The following is a 24,723-nucleotide window of genomic DNA, read 5'->3' on the forward strand; positions in this document are numbered from 1 at the left end:
TTTCTTATAATTAATGCTGAAAGTTAGAAACTTGCGTTGCGTGGAGTGCGTGGGAACGGAATTACATCCCTGACATTCTGTACGCCGGTCACATAGGCGATTAAACGTTCAAAGCCTAATCCGAAGCCAGAATGTGGCACGGTGCCATAGCGACGAAGGTCACGATACCACCAGTAATCTTCTTTATTCAGGCCCATCTCTTCGAGACGTGCGTCGAGCACATCCAGACGTTCTTCACGCTGGGAACCGCCGATAATTTCACCGATGCCAGGTGCCAGGACATCCATTGCTGCAACAGTTTTGCCGTCGTCATTCAGGCGCATATAGAACGCCTTAATGTCTTTCGGATAGTTCTTCACCACTACCGGCGCTTTAAAATGTTTCTCGGCCAGGTAACGTTCATGTTCAGAGGAGAGATCGATTCCCCACGAGACCGGGTTTTCGAAGGTCTGACCACAATTCATCAGAATCTCAACCGCGTCGGTGTAATCAACCTGGGCGAAATCGGTGGTAATGAAACGCTGCAGGCGCTCAACCGCTTCTTTATCTACGCGCTCGGCAAAGAAGGCCATGTCATCGGCACGCTCTTCCAGCACCGCGTTGAAGACATATTTCAGCATCGCTTCTGCCAGCGCAGCGGCATCATCCAGTGATGCAAAGGCAATTTCCGGCTCCAGCATCCAGAATTCCGCCAGATGGCGACTGGTGTTGGAGTTCTCTGCGCGGAACGTCGGGCCAAAGGTGTAGATTTTTGACAGGGCGCTGGCATAGGTTTCGCCGTTCAGCTGGCCGGAAACGGTCAGGAAGGCTTCTTTACCAAAGAAATCTTCGCTGAAATCGACCTTGCCCTGATCGTTGCGCGGCAGGTTTTCAAGGTCCAGCGTCGAGACGCGGAACATCTCGCCAGCCCCTTCGGTATCGGAAGCGGTAATCAGCGGCGTCGAAACCCAGAAGTAACCATTTTCATGGAAAAAGCGATGCAGCGCCTGCGCCAGGGTATGACGGACGCGGGCAACAGCACCAATCAGGTTGGTGCGTGGACGCAGGTGAGCCACCTCACGCAGATACTCGATGCTGTGACGCTTCGCCGCCATCGGGTAGCTGTCAGGATCTTCCACCCAGCCGACGACTTCAACATGGGTCGCCTGAATCTCAAAAGCCTGGCCCTGACCGGGTGAGGCCACCACGGTGCCGGTGATAATCACCGAACAGCCGGTAGTCAGACGCAGAACTTCATCCTGATAATTATTCAGAGAATTATTGACGACTGCCTGAACGGGATTAAAGCAGGAGCCGTCGTAAACGGCGATGAAGGAAAGACCGGCTTTTGAATCTCTTCGGGTACGCACCCAACCACGTACGGTGACTTCACTGTCAACCGCGACGCGACCGTGCAGTACGTCCGCTACAGGCACTACGCTCATAAATATCTCTCTATATAGAAGAAGTGAGTAAAAAGTTCCCCAGACCGGGGTTTTGCTATGTTACTTGCGAGTCTTCAGGAAACAAGCAAAATTGCGGCGGAACGGAAGATTTATTACAGCAGAAGCGGGGCGGATCAACGCCCCGATGAGAAAGGATTTAACTCGCTTTTTTCACCAGCGGCAAATCAAAGGCTTTGCGCAGGGCTCTGACAAAGGCCTTATCCTGGCAGATGGTTTTGCCGGGGCTGTCAGAGAGCTTTGCTACCGGCTTGCCGTTGCACTGCACCAGTTTAATCACAATGTTCAGCGGCGTGACGCCCGGAATATCACAGGTGAGACGGGTTCCGATACCAAAAATGACGCTGGTGCGCTGACCAAAATGACGATAAAGCGCCAGCGCTTTGTCGAGATTGAGATTGTCAGAGAAGACCAGCGTCTTGCTTTGCGGGTCGATGCCCAGCTTCTGATAGTGCGCCAGCGCTTTTTCGCCCCATTCAACCGGATCACCCGAGTCGTGGCGCAGCCCCTGATAGCGTCGGGCAAACACCGGACCAAAGTCGCGCAGGAAGGCATCCATGGCGATGCAGTCGGTCAGGGCGATGCCGAGCTGGCCATCATATTCATCCAGCCACGCCTGCAGCGCGGCGCGCTGGCTGTTGGCCAGGACCGGGCTGATCTGCTGGAACGCCTGGAACCACTCGTGCGCCTGGGTGCCGACCGGTGTCAGGGACAGACGGCGCGCCAGATCGTAATTACTGGTGCCGATTAGCCACGGGAAATCCTGTTTCAGCGTCGCCACAATCGCCTGCTGTACCTCCTGCGAATAGCGACGGCGGGTTCCAAAATCCATCAGCTGAAAGCGGGACATATCCAGATCGGCGACCTGCGTCTTAAAGGTGGTGAGTTTTTGCTGCAGATGGTCAACGGCCTGCTGAGCGGTGACCTGAGGCGTGCGATGGCGATGCACCACTTCGCTGATCAGCGCCAGCAGCGGCACTTCCCACAAAATCACTTCACGCCACGGCCCCTGAATGCGCAGCTCCAGTTGGCCGTGGTGATTGCGCACCTCAACCTGATCGGGGTTATAACGAAAATCGCGCAGCCAGTTCAGATAATCCTGCTGAAAGAAGGGCAGGCGGGATAACCACTGATATTCATCATCGGTCAGCGCCAGCGTTTGCATTGCGCGAATCGCATCACGAATCTCATCAGCGTAAAGGCCCAGCAATTCGTCGCCGCGGCAGCGAAACTCCGCCGCCACCGTGACATCGTGATAGCGGTGGAACACGGCTTGCTGCATGTGGAGCTTATAAGCGTCCGTATCGAGCAGCGAGGTCAGTATCGGGGAAGCATGTCCTGTCATGGCGCGTTTCAGCATCCTGTTCGGTGGCGCAGAGCCCGGTGTTGTACACAGTCTAAAAGACGCGAAAGTATAATTCAGTCATTAACGCCAATCACAGCATATTTCACTGTCGTGGGTCGAGGCCAATCTGTGCCATTGTTAACAGATTGTAGCCATTTCACCCATTACGTGCATTGTGCGTGGCAAGCTTGTATTAACAAGCTTAGACTTTGCCAGGTAAACTTATAACAACGCGAGACGGAATATGACGCAACAGCCCCAAATTAAGTATCGCCACGACTATCGTGCGCCGGATTACACCATCACCGACATCGATTTAACCTTTGAACTGGATGCGTCGACCACCCGCGTAACGGCGATCAGTCAGATTAAACGCCTCGGTGACAGCCAGGCTGAATTGCGTCTGGACGGCGAAGAGTTAACCCTGATCGCGATTGAGGTAAACGGCGAGCCCTGGACTGACTATCGCGAAGAAGAGGGCGCGCTGGTGCTGAGCCAGCTGCCAGAGAGCTTCACTCTTAAAATCATCAATGATATCCATCCGGATCAGAACACGGCGCTGGAAGGGTTATATAAATCAGGCGAGGCGCTCTGTACCCAATGTGAGGCTGAAGGCTTCCGTCATATTACCTGGTATCTGGATCGCCCCGATGTGCTGGCGCGTTTCACCACCACCCTTTTTGCCGATGGCGAACGTTATCCGTACCTGCTTTCGAACGGTAACCGCATCGACAGCGGACGTGACGAGCAGGGCCGCAGCTGGGTCAAATGGCAGGACCCGTTCCCCAAGCCGTGCTACCTGTTTGCGCTGGTAGCGGGTGATTTCGACGTGCTGCGCGACAGTTTCACCACCCGTTCGGGACGCGACGTGGCGCTGGAAATTTTTGTCGATCGCGGCAATCTTGATCGCGCCGACTGGGCGATGACCTCGCTGAAAAACAGCATGAAGTGGGATGAAGAGCGTTTCGGGCTCGAATATGACCTCGACATCTTTATGATCGTGGCGGTCGATTTCTTCAATATGGGTGCGATGGAGAATAAAGGCCTCAACGTCTTCAACGCCAAATATGTGCTGGCGAAAGCGGAAACCGCCACCGATAAAGATTACCTCGGCATTGAAGCGGTGATCGGCCACGAATATTTCCATAACTGGACCGGTAACCGCGTCACCTGCCGTGACTGGTTCCAGCTCAGCCTGAAAGAGGGACTGACGGTATTCCGCGATCAGGAGTTCAGTTCAGACCTCGGCTCACGCGCGGTAAATCGCATCGACAATGTGCGTATCGTGCGCGGTGCGCAGTTTGCTGAGGATGCCAGCCCGATGGCGCACCCGATCCGCCCGGATCAGGTCATTGAAATGAATAACTTCTACACCCTGACGGTGTATGAGAAAGGATCGGAAGTGATCCGTATGCTGCACACTCTGCTGGGCGAAGCCAGTTTCCAGAAAGGAATGCAGCTCTACTTTGATCGCCACGACGGCAGTGCGGCCACCTGTGACGATTTTGTGCAGGCGATGGAAGATGCCTCTAACGTCGATCTGTCACAGTTCCGCCGCTGGTACAGCCAGTCTGGAACCCCGGTGCTGACGGTGCGCGATGACTATAACCCGGAACTGGAGCAGTATACGCTGCACGTCACCCAGCACACGCCAGCGACTGCCGATCAGAAAGAGAAGCTGCCGCTGCACATCCCGCTTGATATCGAACTTTATGATAATGAAGGTAAGGTGATCCCGTTGCAGCACAACGGTCATCCGGTGCATCACGTACTGAATGTCACCGAAGAGTTTCAGACCTTTATTTTTGATAACGTTTACTTCCAGCCGGTGCCGTCGCTGTTACGTGAATTTTCTGCGCCGGTGAAGCTCGATTACAAATGGAGCGATGCGCAGCTCACCTTCCTGATGCGTCATGCGCGCAACGATTTCTCACGCTGGGATGCGGCACAGAGCCTGCTGGCAACCTATATCCGTCTCAACGTGGCACGCTATCAGCAGGGACAACACCTGTCGCTGCCGCTGCATGTGGCGGATGCGTTCCGGGCGGTGCTGCTGGATACCGACTGCGATCCGGCGCTGACCGCGCTGATTCTGACCTTGCCGACTGAAAATGAGATCGCCGAACTGTTCGATGTTATCGATCCACAGGCGATTGCCCTGGTACGTGACGCACTGCAGCGCACGCTGGCGCGTGAACTGGCTGACGAGTTCTTTGCGATTTATAACGCCAATCAGCAGAGTGAATACCGGGTTGAGCATGCGGCGATTGGTCAGCGCAGCCTGAAAAATATCTGCCTGACCTATCTGGCGTTTGGCGATGCGCAACTGGCAGATAAGCTGGTGCAGACGCAATATCATCAGGCCACCAACATGACCGATGCGCTGGCGGCGCTCTCCGCTGCGGTGTCGGCGCAGCTGCCGTGCCGTGATGCGTTGCTGGCGGCCTACGATGAACGCTGGCACCAGGATGGTCTGGTTATGGATAAGTGGTTTGTGTTGCAGGCCACCAGTCCGGCTTCGAACGTGCTGCGTAACGTGCGTCAGCTACTGAATCACCGCTCCTTCAGCATGAGTAACCCGAACCGCGTGCGTTCGCTGGTCGGGGCCTTTGCCTCCGCCAACCCATCTGCGTTCCACGCCAAAGATGGCAGCGGTTATAAATTCCTGCTGGAGATGCTGATCGATCTCAACACCCGTAACCCGCAGGTCGCGGCACGGATGGTGGAACCATTGATTCGGCTGAAACGCTATGACGAGGATCGTCAGGCGATGATGCGCGATGCGCTGGAACAGCTGAAAGGGCTGGAAAAGCTGTCGGGCGATCTCTATGAGAAGATCACCCGGGCGCTGAACGCCTGATAGCAAAATGGCGGAGGCCGCTAGGCTCCGCCATTTTTTTTAGCGTTGTCGGGCCAGACGGACCGGTTGTGCCGGTGCCGTACGGCGCATCACGCGATCCAGCACCTCCGCCTCCAGCTCTGCCAGCCGTGGCGAGCCACGCCGTCTGGGACGCGGCAGATCGACCAGCAGATCCAGACCAATCTCGCCTTCCTCAATCAGCAGCACCCGATCCGCCATCGCCACCGCTTCACTCACATCATGGGTCACCAGCAGAACGGTAAAATGATGCTGCTGCCACAGGGATTCAATCAGCTCCTGCATTTCGATGCGGGTCAGGGCATCCAGCGCCCCCAGCGGCTCATCCAGCAGCAGCAAACCTGGCCGATGAATCAACGCCCGGGCCAGCGCCACACGCTGTTTCTGTCCGCCGGAGAGGGTCGCGGGCCACTCATTAGCCCGATCGGCCAGCCCGACCGCTGCCAGCGCATCCTGCGCCGCACTGCGCCATGCCGTGCCTTTCAGGCCGAGGCCGACATTATCAATCACCTTTTTCCACGGCAGCAGACGCGCGTCCTGAAACATCAGGCGGGTATCGTCGCGCGCCGAGTGTAACGGCGCATTACCCGCCAGCAGCTGGCCGCTGGAGGTCTGCTCCAGCCCGGCCAGCAGACGCAGCAGGGTACTTTTACCGCAGCCGCTACGGCCGACGACCGCCACAAACTGGCCCGACGGAATATGCAGATCGATATGGTTCAGGATAGTGCGGCTGCCATACTGCTTGCTGACGTTGTTAACGCCGACCGGGGTGCCGGTGTTGAGGCGCGCCGGGGAAAGTGTCTGACTCATGCGTTCTCCTCCTTCAGTTGATAAGCCGGATGCCAGCGCAGCCAGACGCGTTCCAGCAACAACGCGGCGACATCAGCCAGTTTACCGAGCAGGGCATACAGAATGATGGCGACCACCACCACATCGGTCTGCAGAAATTCCCGCGCATTCATCGCCAGATAACCGATGCCGGAGTTAGCCGAAATGGTTTCCGCCACGATCAGCGTCAGCCACATCAGGCCGAGCGCAAAACGGACGCCGACCATGATATTCGGCAGCGCGCCAGGCAGGATCACCTGAATAAACAGGCTCCAGCCAGAGAGGCCATAACTGCGCGCCATCTCCACCAGCCCGCGATCGATATTGCGAATGCCGTGATAGGTATTGAGATAGATCGGAAACAGCGTACCGAGCGCCACCAGGAAGATTTTCGCCGACTCATCGATACCGAACCACAGAATCACCAGCGGGATCAGCGCCAGATGGGGCACGTTACGCAGCATCTGCACCGAAGTATCCAGCAGCCGTTCGCCGGTACGTGAGGTGCCGGTAATCAGCCCGAGCAGCAGCCCGATGGAACCGCCGATAGTGAAACCAATCAGCGCCCGCCAGCTACTGATCGCCAGGTGTTGCCACAGTTCGCCGCTGGCGGCCAGCTGCCAGAACGTGGTCACGATTTTTTCCGGCGCCGGCAGAATGCGGGTCGATAACCAGCCGGTTTGCGAGGCGATCTGCCATGCCACTACCAGCAGAGCGGGCAGCACCCACGGCACCAGCGTATCAGCGAGACGTTTACCTGTTCTGGCCATGATGCTCTCCTCAGCCCCGGGCGACTTTTTTCTCAGGGGTAAAATCGTTGGCAACCGCTTCACCGTGCGCCTGAACGACGCGCGGCTGTGGCACCAGCGGAACCTGCAGATCGAGATGCGGGAACAGCAGTTCACCGACGCGATAAGCCTCTTCCAGATGCGGATAGCCCGACAAAATAAAGGTTTCAATCCCCAGCGCTTCATACTCTTTGATGCGCGCCGCTACCGTGGGTCCGTCACCGACCAGTGCGGTTCCTGCACCACTGCGCACCAGACCGACACCGGCCCACAGGTTCGGGCTGATCTCCAGCTTGTCGCGCCGGCCGCCGTGCAGCGCGGCCATCCGGCGCTGACCGACAGAATCGGCCCGCTGAAAGGCAGCCTGCGCTTTAGCGATGGTGGCATCATCGACATTGGCAATCAGTTTATCAGCCGCCTGCCAGGCCTCTTCATTTGTCTCACGTACAATCACATGCAGACGAATGCCGAAACGTACCGACCGGCCCTGAGCCGCGGCTTTGGCTCGCACCTGATCAATTTTCTCTTTCACCTGCGCCGGCGGTTCACCCCAGGTGAGATAGACATCGACCTGTTCAGCCGCCAGATCCTGAGCCGGTTCCGAAGAGCCACCAAACCACAATGGCGGACGCGGTTGCTGTACCGGCTTAAACATCAGGCGGGCACCGCGCACCTTAACGTGTTTGCCTTCGTAATCGACCGTTTCGCCCTCCAGCACCCGACGCCAGACGCGGGTAAATTCAGCGGACTCGGCGTAACGCTCCCGATGGTCGAGAAAGACGCCATCGCCTGCCAGCTCTTCCGGATCGCCGCCGGTGACCAGATTAAACAGTGCGCGACCGTTGGATAAACGATCCAGCGTCGCCGCCTGTCGCGCCGCCTGGGTCGGTGAAATCACGCCCGGACGCAGCGCGACCAGAAAACGCAGGCGCTGGGTGACCGGAATCAGCGAGGCGGCAACCAGCCAGGCATCCTCACAGGAGCGGCCGGTCGGGATCAGCACGCCGCCAAAACCGAGACGATCAGCCGCCTGCGCAACCTGTTGCAGATAGGCGTGATCCACCGGGCGCGCACCTTCTGCGGTGCCAAGATAGTGGCCGTCGCCATGCGTCGGCAGAAACCAGAATATGGATACCATTTTTTTGCTCCTTATTGCGTCACGGTAGGGGATTGCCAGATACGATCGCGAATCGATAGTTTCACTGGCAGCAGATGATTGGCATAGAACAGGTCAGCGGTATGCTGTTGTGCCTCCGCGGTTTTGTCGCTAACCGGCGTAATGGTGGTGGGCGGTCGATGGCTGAGATAGCTGGCAATCACCGGTTCGGGTAAACCTATCGCCTGCGCTAACAGCGTAATACTCTGCGGGCGCTGGCTGCGGGTCAGCGCATCGGCGGCGCTAAAGGTATCCAGCACCTGCTGAATGAAGGCACCGTGCGCCTCGGCATAGCTGCGGGTGGCTAAATAGAACGACCCGGTCAGATTGAGTTTGCTGCCATCCACCAGCACGCGTGAGTTGCCCTGTAACAGCACTGACGAGTAGTAGGGATCCCAGATCGCCCAGGCATCGACATTTCCCTGCTGGAATGCGGCACGCGCATCAGCCGGCGTCAGATAAACCGGGGTGATGTCTTTGAAGCTCAGGCCTGCCTGTTGCAGGGCGCGCAGCAGTAAATTGTGCGAGCTGGAGCCTTTCTGAAAGGCGACTTTCTTGCCTTTCAGATCCGCGACCTGCTGCAGCGCGCTGGTTTTCGGGACCAGAATCACTTCCGCCTGTGGCTTTGGCGGTTCCGAACCGACATAGAGCAGATCCGCGCCGGCGGCCTGGGCGAACAGCGGCGGAAGATCGCCGGTGCTGCCGAGATCAATACTGTTCACATTCAGCGCTTCCAGCATCTGTGGACCCGCCGGAAACTCTATCCACTGAATTTTGGTGTGTGGAAAACGCTTCTCTAACAGCTGATGCGATTTCGCCAGCACCATACTGACTGAACCCTTTTGATATCCAATGCGAATCTGTGCCGGATCGGGCTGCGCGGCCTGTGCCTGTAGCCCAGCCAGTAACAATCCCGCCGTCAGCCATTTTGCTAATGTCAGTTTCATTCATCTGCTCCTTTATACTGCGTGTGCAACGGGATGGTGGTGACGAGTCAGCGCCAGCCAGAACGCGGCTACCGCATCATCCAGGCGCTGCGCCAGCGAATCCTGCAGTTGCGGCTGACGGTCGTAATGCTGGATCTGGTTATCTTCGGCATAAACGCCATGCAGAATTTCCTGTGCTTTCAGCGCGTTGAGTACCGGCTTTAAGGCGTAGTCGAGCGCCAGCATATGACCGGCACTGCCGCCACTGGCCAGGGGCAGCACAACCTTGTGCTCCAGCGCGCGCTCCGGCAGCAGGTCGAGCAGGGTTTTCAGCGCGCCGGAAAAAGAGGCTTTATAAATTGGCGTCGCCACGATCAGGCCATCGGCGGCGGCCAGATCGTCCTGTAAGGCCAGCAGCGCTGGGGCATCGAAGCGCGCATTGATCAGGTCGTCGGGCTGGAAGTTATGAATATTCCACGGAATGACTTCGATACCCCGTGCTTCCAGTTTGTGCTGACACAGCGTCAGTAATGAGGTAGAGCGTGAGGGAAACCGTGGGCTGCCTGCCAGCGTAATAACTCGCATCGTCACTCCTTATAACTAAAAGTTATTGATTATCTAATGTTGAGAACTTATGCCTTCATACTGTCAGAGCCGCGAGAGGGGCTTAAATGATTTATCTGGCAAACTAAGGGTGAAAACTGCAAATAGGCGGGCAGGGTGATAAGCGGCGTCAGAACCGGTTCCGATAATTCTTAAATTTCCCCTAATCCGGACAATCACTCATTAAAAGCGATGATGCGAGATTGCAAAATTAGCGAACCGCCGCGGTTAAATCATCCAGCGGCTGATTGCTTAAACATTCTTATTATGGTTAAGCAGTGATTAAACGGGGCGGGAAAAGAAGAAAGGGAAAAAAACGTTATAAAATCAAACCCTCTGTCGGTGTCACGCGGGAAAATGTTCAGATTAATTGCAGAAACGTTAGTGAAACGAAAAGAATGGAATGATGAAGATATTCACGGTTTCAGGTATTCGCTTACACTTTCCCGATTCTGGTTACCGCGACTTTTTGCCGGCAATTTAAATCAAACCTCAACCGTTTTAACATCGCACCGCGCTATAGATGCAACTTATTTAACAGTGGCGGCGATCTGAACACTTCGATCGTTTTTTCCCGACTGGTCTTTATCGGCTTAACCGGTTTAAGATAATCAGGCTCAATGTAAGCAGCCCTAATAACACACTATTCTTTTCGACGTTTCGCCTCTGGTCAGGACCTGCATCAGGCAGGTGAACCGTATTGTCATTTTCTAACAGCAGAGAAATGCCTATGTCTGACATCCTTTTATCGGTAATTATTCCGACTTACAATGTTGAAAAATATATTGTCGAGTGCGTTGATTCTTTATTACGCCAGGTAAAAGCGCCCAATGAAATAATCATTGTTAATGATGGATCAACTGATGGCACGCTGGCCCTGATTGAACAGAATTATTCGCACCTTTCACAGGTCAAAGTGATCACCATTGAAAATGGCGGTCTGGGTAATGCCCGCGATACCGGTATCGCGCTGGCACAGGGCGAGTTCCTTTTCTTCTGTGACCCGGATGATGTGGTGGTTGACGGGCTGGTGGCAGAACTGGCAACCGTCGCAGAAAAACATCCTCAGACCGACCTGTTCTGCTTTAATTCCTGCGTTTACGAAGATGGTCATATCGAGATCACCTCACCTAAAGTAAAACACGATCAGTTTGGTTTGCAGCCCCCGCAGGAAGCCTTTATGCGTCTGCTGCGTAACGGCAGTTACACCTCGGCAGTCTGGAACTATGCGATCAAAAAAAGCGTTATAGAGCAGCATAAATTACGTTTCGTTCGCCGGATTCATGAAGACCATAATTTTACGCTGGCGGTATTTATGAAATGCCAGCAGGCGTGGGTCAGTCGTCAGGTTTATTATAAACAGCGTATCCGTAGCGGTTCGCTTACTAACAGTACCAAAGGTGATGAGTTTTTCTTTCAGCGTTATGATGCCTTTATGCATGCCTACAATACGCTGAGCAGTTCCCAGGCTAAATCAGAATGGCGGGCCACGCTGGAGAAAGCCTATTTAACTCACTCTTTCCGCCTGATGATCTATTTATCGCTGTATAACCAGACGCCGGTACCAGAATATGTCAGGAATGCGATTCGCTTTATGGGGCGAGACGTTAAAACTCAGAACTTTAAAGAGTGGTTGCTGTTTAATCAGCCGGATCTGTTTATTGCATTACAGCGTTACAAAGTAAAAAAGGAAATTAACCGCGCAGCCTGATTCTGAAAAATGTGTAGCGATATTGTTTATGCCTTAGCGAAATGAGAAGGTGAGACATGCAATGTGTATAAGGTTGTTGCGACATGGCAAAAGTTCTTGATAAAAGTCTGATAGTTAATATCTTCTCGCTGCTGGCGTACCGCGGCGCCTCGTTTCTGTTTCCGCTGGCGACGTTACCCTATCTGGCCCGTATTCTGGGTGTTGAGCAGATGGGGACCCTGGCACTGGCCATTGCCTGTGTGCTCTATTGCAGCACCATCTCCGACTGGGGATTCAATGTCTTTACCACCAAAGATATTGCTCACCATCGTGATGACAAAGCGCGGGTCAGCCAGCTGTTCTGGTCAACCTTTAATGCCAAACTGATGCTGCTGGTGCTCACCAGTGGCACCCTGCTGACGGCAACCTGGTTTAATCCCGCCTGGCATCCGCTGTTCTTTATTATCCTCGCCAACTGCACCACGCTGATCGGCTCGTTGTTCTCCTTCGGCTGGCTGATGCAGGGATTTGAGAAGCTCGGTAAAACGGCGGTGATCGCCACCTTTGGTAACTTCTGTGCCATCCCGCTGACTTTTCTGCTGGTCAAAACCCCGGCTGATACCTGGCTGGCTGCCCTGATTCCAGGTGCGGTTTCGATTATCAGTGCCGCCATTACGCTGAAGTTTGTGCTGGAGATGAAGGTCATTGGTCGCTACCGCTTTGAGCCACGCGAAATTAAACAGCGCATCACCGATAGCATGGATGTGTTTATCGCCATTGCCGGTGCCAACCTGTTTAACAGCGTTAACGTGGTGATCCTCGCGTCGTTTACCTCGCACTATATGGTGGGGATTTACAACGGGGCGGATCGCCTGCGTAAAGCGGCCAACTCGGTGCCGGAACAGATCGGTAGCGCCTTTTTCCCGCGCGTCAGTCACCTGTTCGGGCGCGATAAGCGTGCCGCAATCGCTGCGACGCGCAAAAGCCTGCTGCTCTCTTTCTCTCTCAGCCTGTCGATCGTGATATTTACCTGGCTGTTTGCCGATCAGGTGGTGTCGCTGCTCCTGGGCAAAGCCTTTATGCCGTCGGCTGACGTGCTGCGGGTATTTGTGCTCTGCTTCCTGTTCGGCAATATCTCTTATCCGGCGGGCTTACAGATCCTGATCCCACATGGCCTGGCGCGCCAGCGTATGATGGTGATGATGGCGGCGGGAGTGATTAACGTGCCGCTCTGCTGTCTGCTGGCCTGGCAATATGGCGCGATTGGCGCAGCCTGGTCGATGGTGCTGGCGGAAGCGTTCGTCTGCATTGGCATTTTCGGCATCATGCTGCGTCGCGGTATTCTGCGCGAATATCTGTTTCCGGCTGACGCCCCAATCAGCCCCGTAAACGATTCCGCGGGGTAAGATCAACTCCCGTTCAGATACTTTCCCGCATCCCCGCCGTTCGATTTACTTTTGCGCCAGAGCACTTTACCATTCTGGCGCACATTTTCCCGTGCACCGACTTTCACGATTGCTTCCGTCCTTCAGGAGAGTGCATGTTTTATCCTATCGTCCGACCGGCGCTGTTTAAACTCGACCCCGAACGCGCGCACGAACTCACCTTTCAGCAACTGCGTTTTATGAGCGGCACGCCGCTGGAAGGGTTATTCCGCCAGAAACTGCCGTCACGTCCGGTAACCTGCATGGGATTAACCTTTAAAAATGCCCTCGGCCTGGCGGCAGGTCTGGATAAAAACGCCGAATGTATTGACGCGTTTGGTGCCATGGGATTCGGTTTTGTTGAAGTTGGCACCGTCACGCCGCGCGCCCAGCCGGGGAATGACAAACCGCGGATGTTTCGTTTAGTCGAAGCGGGCGGCATTATTAATCGCATGGGGTTCAACAATCTTGGTGTCGATCACCTGGTCGAGAACGTGAAAAAATCGCGATTTACGGGCGTGCTGGGGATTAATATCGGCAAAAATAAAGATACGCCGGTCGAGCAGGGCAAAGAGGATTATCTGATCTGCATGGAGAAGGTCTATGCCCATGCCGGTTATATCGCCATCAATATCTCCTCACCGAACACGCCGGGTTTACGCTCACTGCAATATGGCGAAGCACTGGACGATCTGCTGGCCTCAATCAAACAAAAACAAAAAGAGCTGGAACAGCGTCACTTAAAATATGTGCCGGTGGCGGTAAAAATTGCGCCCGACCTTTCTGAAGATGAGTTAATTCAGGTCGCTGACAGTTTAGTTCGTCATCAGATAGATGGCGTGATTGCTACCAATACCACCCTGGATCGTTCACTGGTCAGTGGTCTTAAATATGCGGAAGAAGCGGGTGGGCTAAGCGGCCGTCCGGTCCAGTCGCGCAGTACCGCGGTGATTCAGCGTCTCTCCCAGGAGCTGAAAGGTCAGCTGCCGATCATTGGCGTTGGCGGGATTGATTCACTGACGGCGGCACGCGAAAAGATCGCTGCGGGTGCGACGCTGGTCCAGATTTATTCAGGCTTTATTTATCAGGGACCCGGATTAATTAAAGATATCGTCACTTATCTCTAAGACATTTCTTACTATCGCAGGCCGGGGGGTTTATTTATCCTTCCGGCTCGTTTATATTTTGGCCTGTTGCACGAATTTTCAGCTTTTCCTTATGTTTCATTTTTCGCTGAATTCTGCGTGATTTTTGGCGCAGCGGTAAATACAGGGCACACTATGAAAATCAAACCTGATGATAACTGGCGTTGGTATTTTGACGCCAGCCACGACCGAATGATGCTCGACCTGGCTGACGGTATGCTTTTTCGTTCCCGTTATTCGCGCAAAATGCTCACTCCGGACGCGTTTAATCAATCCGGCTTTTGTGTTGATGACGCTGCGCTCTTTTTCACTTTTGAAGAGACCTGTCGCCAGTGTAAGTTGAGCAGTCAGCACCGCGCAGAACTGGTGTTAAATGCGCTGGTGGCGTCGCGATTCCTGAAACCGCTGATGCCGAAAAGCTGGCATTTCACCTCTTATGCGCCCGCTATGCGGCCAAACGTGGGTGAGATGGTGCAGGTGACGCTGGCGGAAAATGGCGAACAGGCGCGTCTGCTGGTGGTTGAAAACGGTGATAACGCCGCGCTATGCCTGCTGGCGCAGCCTGGCCTGACCCTGGCGGGAAAAGCGATGGTGCTCGGCGATGCCATCAAGGTGATGAACGACCGCCTGCAACCTTACTGTCAGGATATTATTCCGCGCTACGCTCGCGCCGTCTGACTTCAGTTCAGCTCCACATCGCCAGCCGGGATACAGCTGCAACTTAACAGCGTGCCGTCCTGACGAATGGCGCTTTGCTTCAGCGCCTTAACCTCGCCCGCTACCAGCCTGAGTTTACAACTGCCGCATAAACCCGCCCGACAGGAGTAGGGGATGCGGAAACCCTGCATCTCCAGCTGCTCCAGCAAGACCTGCTGATTATCGCCGGTAAAGGTCTGGCCCTGAAACGTAATCTTCACCGCTGAGGGTGCCTGTTGCTGCGGTTCCAGTGTCTCAACCACTGCGCCGGCACCGTAGACGCGCGGCGTGTGGCGTTTAATCACGGTGACGTTATCGCCCGCCCGCACCACGCCCGAATTGCGGGCAATTAAATTCAGGCCAAAATCGACATCGCCGCTGCCATCCTGCGCGCTGCGAAAGCGTTGTAATGTTGCCAGCGGCTGGCCTGCCGGATGTTTATGCCCGGTTTCCGGGCTGACGGTGGTAAACACACAGCGGCTGCAGGGCTTGGTGACCTCAAAAACCACCTCGCCAATCTGCAGTTCTGCCCAGCTGTCTTCTTCCCAGGCGGCGGGACCGCTGATCACCAGGTTCGGACGAAACTGTTCCATACGTACGCTGGCCGGGCAGCGCTGTTGCAGATCCTGTAACGACGCACTGTTGACCAGCAAGAAAGGAAAACCATCAGCAAAGCTGAGCGGGACCGTTTCAAAATGTCTGACCCGTCGGGTAGGTTGCGGGCCGACCCAGCGCAGTTGCACCTCGCGCGGAAAGAACTGGCTTAGCCACTGATTGATCGGCTCGGGCGCGATACGGGCGGTGAAATGATTACCCCAGACTTCGGTCGGATGGTCCTGCTGACTGAAATCGCTGAAGCGGATGGGGATATGACTGCCGTCCGGCGCCTGCAGCAGCAGGCCATCAGGTAACAGAACCGGCGTAAAACGGACCATCTCCGGATACTGCCGCGCGGTAATAAAGGTTCCATCAGGTTCAGTCACCATAAACAGGCGATCAAACGCCAGTCCACTGTCTGACACCTGCGCATGTGACAGTTGCAGTCCCCGCATTGACTTCACAGGATGAATAAATAAGCGGGAAAGCGTAATCATGGTGTTCTCCTTGAACCCGACGCGCACGACAAAAGTAGCTAACTTTATGACATAGGTCTGCGATTCGCTATAATGCGCGACAATTTTCTCAAGAGTTAAAAAGTGACGATATGAATTCTCTGTTTGCCAGCACGGCGCGTGGGCTCGAAGAGCTGTTAAAAAGTGAGCTGGACGCGCTGGGCGCGCAGGATTTGCAAGTGGTGCAGGGCGGCGTCCACTACCAGGCCGATGAGCGCGTCATGTACCAAAGCCTGATGTGGAGCCGTTTAGCCTCACGTATCCTGCTGCCGCTGGGAGAGTTTGGCGTCTACAGCGATCTGGATCTTTACCTTGGCGTGCAAAGTGTTGACTGGCCGACGATGTTCGGCAGTGATAAAACCTTTGTAGTGCACTTCAGCGGCACCAACGATTCGATTCGCAACAGCCAGTTCGGCGCGCTGAAAGTGAAAGACGCCATTGTCGATAGCTTCACCCGCCAGAACCTGGAGCGTCCGAATGTGGATCGCGAACAGGCGGACATCCGCATCAACGTCTGGCTGAATGACGATCGCGCCAGCATTGCGCTGGATCTGAGCGGCAGCGCGCTGCATCAGCGCGGCTACCGTCAGCAGACCGGCCAGGCGCCGCTGAAAGAGAACCTGGCAGCGGCGATTGTGCTGCGCTCAGGCTGGCAGCCGACCACACCGCTGATCGATCCAATGTGTGGTTCAGGTACGCTGCTGATTGAAGCGGCGCTGATCGCCTGCGATCGTGCGCCTGGCCTGTTGCGTAAGCACTGGGGCTTCACGGCGTGGAGTCAGTTCAACGCTGCGCTGTGGCAGGAAGTGAAAACCGAGGCGCAGAACCGCGCCCGTAACGGCACGGCGGCAACACAGGCGCGCTTCTTTGGCTATGACAACAATGGTCGGGTGCTGGAGTGGGCGCAGGCCAATGCCCGGCGTGCTGGCGTGTTCGAACTCTTTACCTTCGCTCAGCAGGATTTGCTGAAGCTGACCAATCCGGTCGATCCGCTGATCCACGGCACGGTGCTGAGTAATCCGCCTTACGGTGAACGTCTGGAGAGCGAGCCAGCGCTGATTGCGCTGCACAGCCAGCTCGGACGTCTGATGAAGCTGCACTTTGGCGGCTGGAATCTGTCGCTGTTCAGCGCGTCACCGGAGCTGCTGAGCTGTCTGCAACTGCGTGCCGATCGCCAGTTCAAAGCAAAAAATGGCCCGCTGGATTGCGTACAGAAAAATTATCAGCTGTCGGTTAACAGCGGTGAGAGCGCCGGGCAGATCGCGGAAGATTATGCCAACCGTCTGCGTAAAAACCTGAAGAAGCTGGATAAGTGGGCGCGTCAGGAAGGCATTGAGTGCTACCGCATTTATGATGCCGATTTGCCAGATTATAACGTCGCGGTCGATCGTTACGCTGACTGGGTCATTATCCAGGAATATGCACCGCCGAAAACCATCGATCCGAATAAAGCGCGTCAGCGTCTGTTCGATGTGATCAGCGCCACGCTGACCGTGCTCGAACTGCCCGCTGACCGTCTGATTCTGAAAACGCGTGAACGCCAGAAAGGTAAAGCGCAGTATCAGAAGCTGGGCGAGAAGGGCGATTATTTCGAAGTGAAAGAGTTTAATGCGCGCTTCTGGGTCAATCTGACCGATTATCTCGACACCGGTCTGTTCCTTGATCACCGTATTGCGCGCAAAATGCTGGGTCAGATGAGTCAGGGGAAAGATTTCCTCAACCTGTTCGCTTACACCGGCACCGCCAGCGTCCATGCTGGTCTGGGCGGCGCGCGGTCTACCACTACGGTAGATATGTCGCGAACCTATCTGGAGTGGGCGGAGCGCAATTTACGGCTCAATGGCCTGACCGGGCGGCAGCACCGTCTGATGCAGGCTGATTGCCTGAGCTGGCTGAATGAAAGTGATGAGAATTTTGACCTGATCTTTATCGATCCGCCAACCTTCTCAAACTCAAAACGAATGGAAGAGAGCTTCGATGTCCAGCGCGATCACATGATGCTGATGCGCAACCTGAAGCGCCTGCTGCGCCGCGGTGGCACCATCATGTTCTCCAACAACAAACGTGGTTTCAAAATGGATATGGATGGTCTGAAGGCGTTGGGTCTGCAGGCGCAGGACATTACCCAGAAAACGCAGTCGCAGGACTTCGCGCGTAACCGTCAAATTCACAACTGCTGGCTGATCACTCACGCCGGTAAGGAATAAGTTTACATGTCATTAATCAGTATCCACGGCGCTTATCTCTCCTTCAGCGATGCGCCGCTGTTAGACAATACCGAACTGCACATCGAAGAGAACGAACGCGTCTGTCTGGTGGGCCGTAACGGTGCCGGTAAATCGACCCTGATGAAGATCATCAATGGCGAACAACCGCTGGATGATGGTCGCATCGTCTATGAAACCGATTTAGTTGTTGCGCGTCTGCAGCAGGACCCGCCACGCAATATTACCGGTTCCGTTTATGACTTCGTCGCCGAAGGCGTGGAAGAGCAGGCCGAACATCTCAAGGCTTATCACGCCATTTCCCATGTGGTGATGGAGGACCCCAGCGATAAAAACCTCAATGAGATGGCGCGTCTGCAAAGCATTCTCGACCATCAGAATTTGTGGCAGCTGGAAAGCCGCATCAATGATGTGCTGGAACAGATTGGTCTGCAGCCTGATACCGAACTCTCTTCGCTGTCGGGAGGCTGGCTGCGTAAAGCGGCGCTGGGCCGTGCGCTGGTCAGCAATCCGCGCGTACTGATGCTGGATGAGCCAACCAACCACCTCGATATCGAAACCATCGACTGGCTGGAAACGTTCCTGAAGAACTTCAGCGGCAGCATTGTCTTTATCTCCCATGACCGTTCGTTTATTCGCAACATGGCGACGCGAATTGTCGATCTCGACCGCGGCAAGCTGGTCTCCTGGCCAGGCAATTATGATCTCTATCTGGAAGGGAAAGAGGAAGCGCTGCGCGTTGAAGAGATGCAGAACGCGGAATTTGACCGCAAGCTGGCGCAGGAAGAGGTCTGGATTCGCCAGGGTATCAAAGCGCGTCGTACCCGTAATGAAGGCCGTGTGCGTGCGCTGAAAGCGTTGCGTCGTGAACGTTCAGAACGTCGCGAAGTGATGGGTAAAGCCAATATGCAGGTGGGCGAAGCCTCCCGATCCGGCAAAATCGTGTTTGAGCTGGAAAACGTCGACTATGCGGTTGATGGCAAAGTGCTGGTGAAAGACTTCTCTACCCAGGTGATGCGTGGCGATAAAATTGCTCTGATCGGCCCGAATGGCTGCGGTAAAACCACGTTACTGCGCCTGATGTTGCAGCAGTTGCAAGCCGATCATGGTCGCGTGCATTCCGGCACCAAGCTGGAGGTCGCCTACTTCGACCAGCACCGCGCCGAACTCGATCCGGATCGCACCGTGATGGATAACCTGGCAGAAGGTAAACAGGAAGTGCTGGTCAACGGCAAGCCGCGCCATGTGCTGGGTTACCTGCAGGACTTCCTGTTCCATCCGAAACGCGCCATGACGCCGGTGCGCGCCTTGTCCGGTGGTGAGCGTAACCGCCTGTTGCTGGCACGTCTGTTCCTGCGTCCCAGCAACCTGATGATCCTCGATGAACCGACCAACGACCTCGACGTGGAAACGCTGGAGCTGCTGGAAGAGTTGATTGATGGCTATCAGGGCACCGTGCTGCTGGTGAGCCACGATCGTCAGTTTGTCGACAATACGGTAACCGAGTGCTGGATCTTTGAAGGCAACGGTGAGATTGGCACCTTCGTCGGTGGCTATCACGATGCCCAGCAACAGCGTGCGGCTTACAAGCAGCAGAAAGCGTCGGCTCCGGCCAAAACCGGCGGCAGTGTGGCAAAACCTGCGGCAGAGAAAAGTGATACTGCCAAACGCAGCGCCAACAAACTAAGCTATAACCTGGCGCGTGAGCTGGAACAGTTGCCGCAAAAGCTGGAACAGCTGGAAGCGCGCATTGGTGAACTGCAGGCGAAAATGAGTCATCCGGATTTCTTCAGCCAGGCCCACGACCAGACCCAACCGGTACTGGACAATCTGGCGCAGGCTGAGCAGGAACTGGAAACTGCTTTCGCGCGCTGGGAAGAGCTTGAATCAATGAAAAACGGCGCGTAGATCAAGGGATAACGGATGTGTTCAGCAGATAAAAGTGACGCGTGGATGCTCTGTCCACAATGCGATTTAATGAATAAGCTGCCGGACATTCCCGTTGGCAGCCGTGCCTCATGCCCGCGCTGCCACACTTCTCTTACGGCAAACTGGCACGAGCCACGCAAACGGCCAACCGGTTATGCGCTGGCGGCTCTGTTTATGCTGCTGCTGGCCAATCTGTTTCCGTTTATCACCATGAAAGTGGCCGGGCTCAGCAGTCAGATCAGCCTGGCCGAGATACCGCAGGTGATGGTGTCAGAAGACTACAGCAGTCTGGCGACCCTGTTCCTGCTGTTTGTACAGGCTATCCCGGCGTTCTGCATGGTCACTATCCTGCTGCTGGTGAATCCGGTTCCGTTACCGACCCGGCTGAAACTGGGGCTGGCGCGCATTCTGTTTCAGCTACGCAACTGGGGTATGGCTGAAATATTTATGGCGGGGGTGCTGGTCAGTTTCGTTAAGCTGATGGCTTATGGTGATATCGGGCTGGAAACCAGCTTCTGGCCTTGGTGCCTGTTCTGCCTGCTGCAGCTGCGGGCCTTTCAGTGCGTTGACCGGCGTCAGCTCTGGCAGAACATTGCGCCGATGCCGGCGCTGCCGCATCCTCCCCGGGTCGGTGTCACTGGCCTGCAGCAGGATTTACGCTCCTGTCCCTGCTGCACTGCCATTTTGCCGGCCACGCAGCGTCATTGTACGCGCTGCGGAGTGGTCGCTTCTGCGCGCCGTAAGCACAGCCTGCAATGGACGCTGTCGCTGCTGCTGACCTCCGTCATTCTCTATATTCCCGCGAATCTGATGCCGATCATGGTGACAGAAACGCTGGGGAGCGCGTATCCCTCCAATATCATGGCGGGCGTCATCTTACTCTGGAGCGACGGTTCTTATCCGGTGGCGCTGGTGATCTTTATCGCCAGCATTATGGTGCCGACGCTGAAAATGCTGGCGATTGGCTGGCTCTGCTGGGATGCCGGCGGACGCGGACGGCATGATAGCCACAAGATGCACCTGATTTATGAAGTGGTCGAGTTTGTTGGCCGCTGGTCGATGATCGACGTATTTGTGATTGCCGTGCTCTCTGCGCTGGTGCGTATGGGGCAACTGATGAGTGTTTATCCCGCGTGGGGCGCGGTGTTATTTGCGCTGGTGGTTATTCTGACCATGATTGCTGCAATGACCTTTGACCCGCGATTAACCTGGGATCGTGTACGCGAAAACAATGTAAAGGAGTCGCGCCTTGACGGAAATTAACCACGGCCACGCAAAGGTGGAGCAGATCAAGCGCTGGTCGCCGGTCTGGATTGTCCCCATCGTCACGCTGTTAATCGGCGGATGGATTCTGTTTTATCACTTCAGTCATCAGGGGCCGGAAGTGACCCTGATTACCGAAAATGCCGAGGGTATCGAAGCCGGCAAAACCACCATTAAAAGCCGCAGCGTGGATGTCGGCGTGGTGGAGAGCGCGGTACTGAGCGACGATCTGCATCACGTTGAAATCAAGGCCCGCCTCAATGCCGGGATGGGAAAACTGTTGCACAAAGACAGTGTTTTTTGGGTGGTGAAGCCGCAGATTGGTCGCGAAGGTATCAGCGGGTTGGGAACCCTGCTGTCGGGTGCCTACATTGAATTACAGCCGGGTACCAAAAGTGAAGCGCCAGAGCAGTTTAACCTGCTGGATGCGCCACCGTTAGCGCCGCCGGATGCCAAAGGCATTCGCATCATCCTCGACAGCAAAAAAGCTGGCCAGCTTAACCCGGGCGATCCGGTACTGTTCCGTGGCTATCGCGTCGGGACGGTGGAAACCAGCACCTTCGATACCGATAAACGCATGATGACCTATCAGCTGTTTATCGCGGCACCGTACGATCGGCTGGTAACCACCAATGTCCGCTTCTGGAAGGATAGCGGCATTGCTGTTGATATGTCCGCTTCCGGTATGCGGGTGGAAATGGGGTCGCTGACCACGCTGTTCAGCGGCGGCGTCAGCTTTGATGTGCCGGATGGCTGGGATCTGGGCCAGGCGGCGAAGAATCAGTCTGATTATCATCTGTTTGATGATCAACGCAGCATTCAGGACTCGCTGTATACCAATCATATTGATTATCTGCTGTTCTTTACCGACTCGATTCGTGGCCTGCAGGCCGGTGCACCGGTTGAATTCCGCGGCATTCGCCTGGGTACAGTGTCGGAAGCGCCGCTGATGAAAGCGGGCCTGGATCAGGCGCTGAACAATGATTACCGCGTTCCGGTATTGATTCGTATCGAACCGGATCGGTTTATCAGCCGACTGGGTGAGAACTTCGATCTGCAACAGCATCTGCAGGATGGTAAGAAGCGCGGGCTGCGTGCCACGCTGAAAACCGGCAACCTGCTGTCAGGCGCGTTGTATGTTGATCTGGACTTCTACGACAATGCTCCAGCCTATAAAGGGCCGCAGAAAGTGTCGGGTTACGAAGTGATTCCGACCGTCAGCGGTGGTCTGAGCCAGATCCAGCAGAAGCTGATGGCGGCGCTGGATAAGATCAATGGCCTGCCACTTAACGGCATGATTAATGAAGCGACCGGTACGCTGAAAGAGAGCCAGAAAACGATGCGTGATCTGCAACGCACCATCGATAACGTCAATAAAGTCACGGCCAGCCCGGCAATGAAAACGCTGCCGGAAGATATGCAGCAGACATTGCGTGAGCTGAACCGTAGCATGAAAGGCCTGCAGCCAGGCTCGCCGGCTTACAGCAAGCTGGTCGGGGATATGCAGCGACTCGATCAGGTGCTGCGCGAACTGCAGCCGGTACTGAAAACGCTCAATACCAAGAGCAACGCGCTGGTGTTTGAGGCGAAACCGGGACAGGATCCCCAGCCTAAGAGGGCGAAACAGTGAAAAAAGGAATGATACTCTCTGCCGTGCTGCTGCTGAGCGCGTGCAGCAGCACCATCGATAATACCTGGTATCAGCTGCCTTCCGGGGCCGCCCCGATGAAGGTCAGCAGCAGCAGCCTGAATGAAGCGCAACCGATGTTGTGGGTGCAGCAGGTGACGGTACCGGATTATCTGGCGGGTAACGGGCTGGTTTATCAGACCAGTGACGTGAAATATGTTATCGCCGCCAATAATCTGTGGGCCAGCCCGCTCGATCAGCAGCTGCAGCAGACGCTGATTACTAACCTCAGCAAAGCTCTGCCAGGACGACTGGTGGCGGGTACGCCGATGGGTGCGCAGCACGACACGCTTAACGTGACCATCACCGGCTTCCAGGGCCGCTATGACGGCAAGGCAGTGATCAGTGGCGAGTGGACGCTGGAACATCAGGGCCGTCTGACCAAGCAGGCATTTAACCTGGCGCTGCCTCAGAATGAAGATGGCTACGATGCGCTGGTCAGAACGCTGGCGGCGGGCTGGCAGCAAACCGCACAGCAGATTGCCAACAGTACGGTTGCGTTAAATTAAGAAGAGTATGAATAAATAAGCTAAGCCCCTGATTTTTCGTTAAGCACGATTGACGAGAAACAGGGGCTTTTTTCTTAGCTTAATCAGCGGGATAGTGCTGTCATCCGCATCACAAAAAAGCATCATTTTGTCGGTCAGAGGTCACATTTATGACATTGGCGTGAAGATTGCGCATTGATCTTTGGGCGCGTAGCGGGTAGAACATTAGTGTGGTTGAACATTAATTCACCACCTTTTTCTTTCCACCAGATTCCACAGACCTTACATGAGGGACACGGAGTATGAAGAGACAGAAACGAGACCGCCTTGAGCGCGCCCATTCACGTGGTTATCAGGCAGGCATTACTGGACGCTCAAAAGAGATGTGTCCGTATCAAATGATTGACGCTAAGTCTCACTGGTTGGGAGGTTGGCGACAAGCCATGGAGGACAGGTCGGTCGCTGCCTAGCCGGATGTCACTGAAAAGGGAATATAACCTCCGCTGCGCGCGGAGGTTTTCGTTTCTGGGGGAAACGTTTAGAAAGCCGCCGTGTCTTTGAACAGGCCCACTTTCAGATCGCTGGCCGTATAGATCAGGTTGCCGTCGACCAGCACCTCGCCATCGGCAACGCCCATGACCAGTTTGCGGTTGATAACGCGTTTGAAATGGATACGGTAAGTCACTTTCTTCGCTTCAGGCAGGACCTGACCAGTAAATTTCACTTCACCCACGCCCAGCGCACGACCTTTACCTTCGCCGCCCAGCCATCCAAGATAGAAACCAACCAGTTGCCACATCGCATCCAGGCCTAAGCAGCCAGGCATGACCGGGTCGCCAATGAAGTGGCAGCCGAAGAACCAGAGGTCAGGATTGATATCCAGTTCAGCTTCAACAAAACCTTTATCATATTTGCCGCCGTCTTCGGTCATCTTGACCACGCGGTCCATCATCAACATGTTGCCTGACGGAAGCGGCGGACCATTTTCGCCAAACAGTTCACCACGACCTGACAGAATCAGGTCTTCTTTGGTATAGGATTCGCGTTTATCTACCATGTTTACAATAAGCCTTTTTTTAGTGAATCACGAATATTAGC

Annotated in this window: 20 protein-coding genes; 11 read left to right on the top strand and 9 right to left on the bottom strand. The window is 55.2% G+C overall.

All coding sequences use genetic code 11. The annotated features are described in order from the left end of the window. Positions 1–23: 23 nt before the first annotated feature. Entirely contained in the window at positions 24–1,424 is a 1,401-nt protein-coding gene (gene asnS, locus ACX3P5_RS06165; RefSeq protein WP_233984715.1) for an asparagine--tRNA ligase, read from the bottom strand. A gap of 157 nt (positions 1,425–1,581) precedes the next feature. Beyond that, the gene (gene pncB / locus ACX3P5_RS06170; protein ID WP_458968419.1) at positions 1,582–2,787 is read right to left on the bottom strand and encodes a nicotinate phosphoribosyltransferase; all 1,206 of its coding nucleotides are present in this window, start codon (positions 2,785–2,787) and stop codon (positions 1,582–1,584) included. A gap of 244 nt (positions 2,788–3,031) precedes the next feature. Between pncB and pepN the strand changes: the two genes are divergently transcribed. Then, positions 3,032–5,647 carry an aminopeptidase N gene (gene pepN, locus ACX3P5_RS06175; RefSeq protein ID WP_458968420.1) on the top strand — a complete coding sequence of 872 codons (2,616 nt, stop codon included), beginning with the start codon at positions 3,032–3,034 and terminating at the stop codon, positions 5,645–5,647. Between the two features lie 39 nt (positions 5,648–5,686). Here the strand turns inward: pepN and ssuB are convergent, their stop codons facing one another. From ssuB to ssuE, 5 genes are read right to left on the bottom strand one after another with little or no spacing between them, the layout of a single operon-like run. Then, positions 5,687–6,475, bottom strand: coding sequence for an aliphatic sulfonates ABC transporter ATP-binding protein (gene ssuB, locus ACX3P5_RS06180; protein WP_233984712.1), 789 nt, complete (start codon positions 6,473–6,475; stop codon positions 5,687–5,689). Further along, positions 6,472–7,263, bottom strand: a complete 792-nt coding sequence (ssuC, locus tag ACX3P5_RS06185) for an aliphatic sulfonate ABC transporter permease SsuC (protein WP_094120121.1) — start codon at positions 7,261–7,263, stop codon at positions 6,472–6,474. Before ssuC ends, ssuB begins: the two co-directional genes overlap by 4 nt. Positions 7,264–7,273: 10 nt before the next feature. Continuing rightward, positions 7,274–8,419 (bottom strand): FMNH2-dependent alkanesulfonate monooxygenase, encoded by a 1,146-nt coding sequence (gene ssuD / locus ACX3P5_RS06190; RefSeq protein WP_233984711.1) that lies wholly within the window; start codon positions 8,417–8,419, stop codon positions 7,274–7,276. A gap of 11 nt (positions 8,420–8,430) precedes the next feature. Next, the gene (locus tag ACX3P5_RS06195) at positions 8,431–9,384 is read right to left on the bottom strand and encodes a sulfonate ABC transporter substrate-binding protein (RefSeq protein WP_233984710.1); all 954 of its coding nucleotides are present in this window, start codon (positions 9,382–9,384) and stop codon (positions 8,431–8,433) included. A 12-nt stretch (positions 9,385–9,396) separates the two neighbouring features. After that, positions 9,397–9,948: an NADPH-dependent FMN reductase gene (gene ssuE / locus ACX3P5_RS06200; protein WP_233984709.1), complete on the bottom strand. Its 552-nt coding sequence runs from the start codon at positions 9,946–9,948 to the stop codon at positions 9,397–9,399. A gap of 748 nt (positions 9,949–10,696) precedes the next feature. On the opposite strand from ssuE, the gene ACX3P5_RS06205 reads away from it, so the two are divergent. The 4 genes from ACX3P5_RS06205 to ACX3P5_RS06220 all read left to right on the top strand — a co-directional run bounded on the left by ACX3P5_RS06205 (position 10,697) and on the right by ACX3P5_RS06220 (position 14,903). Then, positions 10,697–11,677, top strand: coding sequence for a glycosyltransferase family 2 protein (locus ACX3P5_RS06205; protein ID WP_233984708.1), 981 nt, complete (start codon positions 10,697–10,699; stop codon positions 11,675–11,677). 83 nt (positions 11,678–11,760) lie between these two features. After that, positions 11,761–13,062: a flippase gene (locus tag ACX3P5_RS06210; protein ID WP_233984707.1), complete on the top strand. Its 1,302-nt coding sequence runs from the start codon at positions 11,761–11,763 to the stop codon at positions 13,060–13,062. A gap of 134 nt (positions 13,063–13,196) precedes the next feature. Next, positions 13,197–14,207, top strand: a complete 1,011-nt coding sequence (pyrD, locus tag ACX3P5_RS06215) for a quinone-dependent dihydroorotate dehydrogenase (RefSeq protein ID WP_336754964.1) — start codon at positions 13,197–13,199, stop codon at positions 14,205–14,207. 153 nt (positions 14,208–14,360) lie between these two features. Further along, positions 14,361–14,903, top strand: coding sequence for a cell division protein ZapC (locus tag ACX3P5_RS06220; protein WP_233984705.1), 543 nt, complete (start codon positions 14,361–14,363; stop codon positions 14,901–14,903). Positions 14,904–14,905: 2 nt separating this feature from the next. Here ACX3P5_RS06220 and ACX3P5_RS06225 read toward each other — a convergent pair whose 3' ends face one another. Next, positions 14,906–16,015 carry a YcbX family protein gene (locus ACX3P5_RS06225; RefSeq protein WP_233984704.1) on the bottom strand — a complete coding sequence of 370 codons (1,110 nt, stop codon included), beginning with the start codon at positions 16,013–16,015 and terminating at the stop codon, positions 14,906–14,908. A gap of 110 nt (positions 16,016–16,125) precedes the next feature. Between ACX3P5_RS06225 and rlmKL the strand changes: the two genes are divergently transcribed. The 6 genes from rlmKL to rmf all read left to right on the top strand — a co-directional run bounded on the left by rlmKL (position 16,126) and on the right by rmf (position 24,095). Next, positions 16,126–18,240: a bifunctional 23S rRNA (guanine(2069)-N(7))-methyltransferase RlmK/23S rRNA (guanine(2445)-N(2))-methyltransferase RlmL gene (rlmKL, locus tag ACX3P5_RS06230; protein WP_233984703.1), complete on the top strand. Its 2,115-nt coding sequence runs from the start codon at positions 16,126–16,128 to the stop codon at positions 18,238–18,240. Between the two features lie 6 nt (positions 18,241–18,246). Then, entirely contained in the window at positions 18,247–20,166 is a 1,920-nt protein-coding gene (locus ACX3P5_RS06235) for an ABC transporter ATP-binding protein (protein WP_458968421.1), read from the top strand. A gap of 15 nt (positions 20,167–20,181) precedes the next feature. Then, on the top strand, positions 20,182–21,450 hold the full coding sequence (pqiA, locus tag ACX3P5_RS06240) for a membrane integrity-associated transporter subunit PqiA (protein ID WP_233984701.1): 1,269 nt from the start codon (positions 20,182–20,184) through the stop codon (positions 21,448–21,450). Next, positions 21,437–23,080: an intermembrane transport protein PqiB gene (pqiB, locus tag ACX3P5_RS06245; RefSeq protein ID WP_233984700.1), complete on the top strand. Its 1,644-nt coding sequence runs from the start codon at positions 21,437–21,439 to the stop codon at positions 23,078–23,080. Before pqiA ends, pqiB begins: the two co-directional genes overlap by 14 nt. Continuing rightward, a complete protein-coding gene (gene pqiC, locus ACX3P5_RS06250; RefSeq protein ID WP_458968422.1) occupies positions 23,077–23,646 on the top strand; it encodes a membrane integrity-associated transporter subunit PqiC in 570 nt (189 codons plus the stop codon). The genes pqiB and pqiC overlap by 4 nt, the downstream gene beginning before the upstream one ends. Before the next feature lie 281 nt (positions 23,647–23,927). Next, the gene (gene rmf, locus ACX3P5_RS06255) at positions 23,928–24,095 is read left to right on the top strand and encodes a ribosome modulation factor (RefSeq protein ID WP_072050988.1); all 168 of its coding nucleotides are present in this window, start codon (positions 23,928–23,930) and stop codon (positions 24,093–24,095) included. A 68-nt stretch (positions 24,096–24,163) separates the two neighbouring features. Here the strand turns inward: rmf and fabA are convergent, their stop codons facing one another. Further along, positions 24,164–24,682, bottom strand: coding sequence for a bifunctional 3-hydroxydecanoyl-ACP dehydratase/trans-2-decenoyl-ACP isomerase (fabA, locus tag ACX3P5_RS06260; protein WP_008925876.1), 519 nt, complete (start codon positions 24,680–24,682; stop codon positions 24,164–24,166). Between the last annotated feature and the right edge of the window lie 41 nt (positions 24,683–24,723).

The sequence above is a fragment of the Pantoea sp. S-LA4 genome (assembly GCF_054482835.1).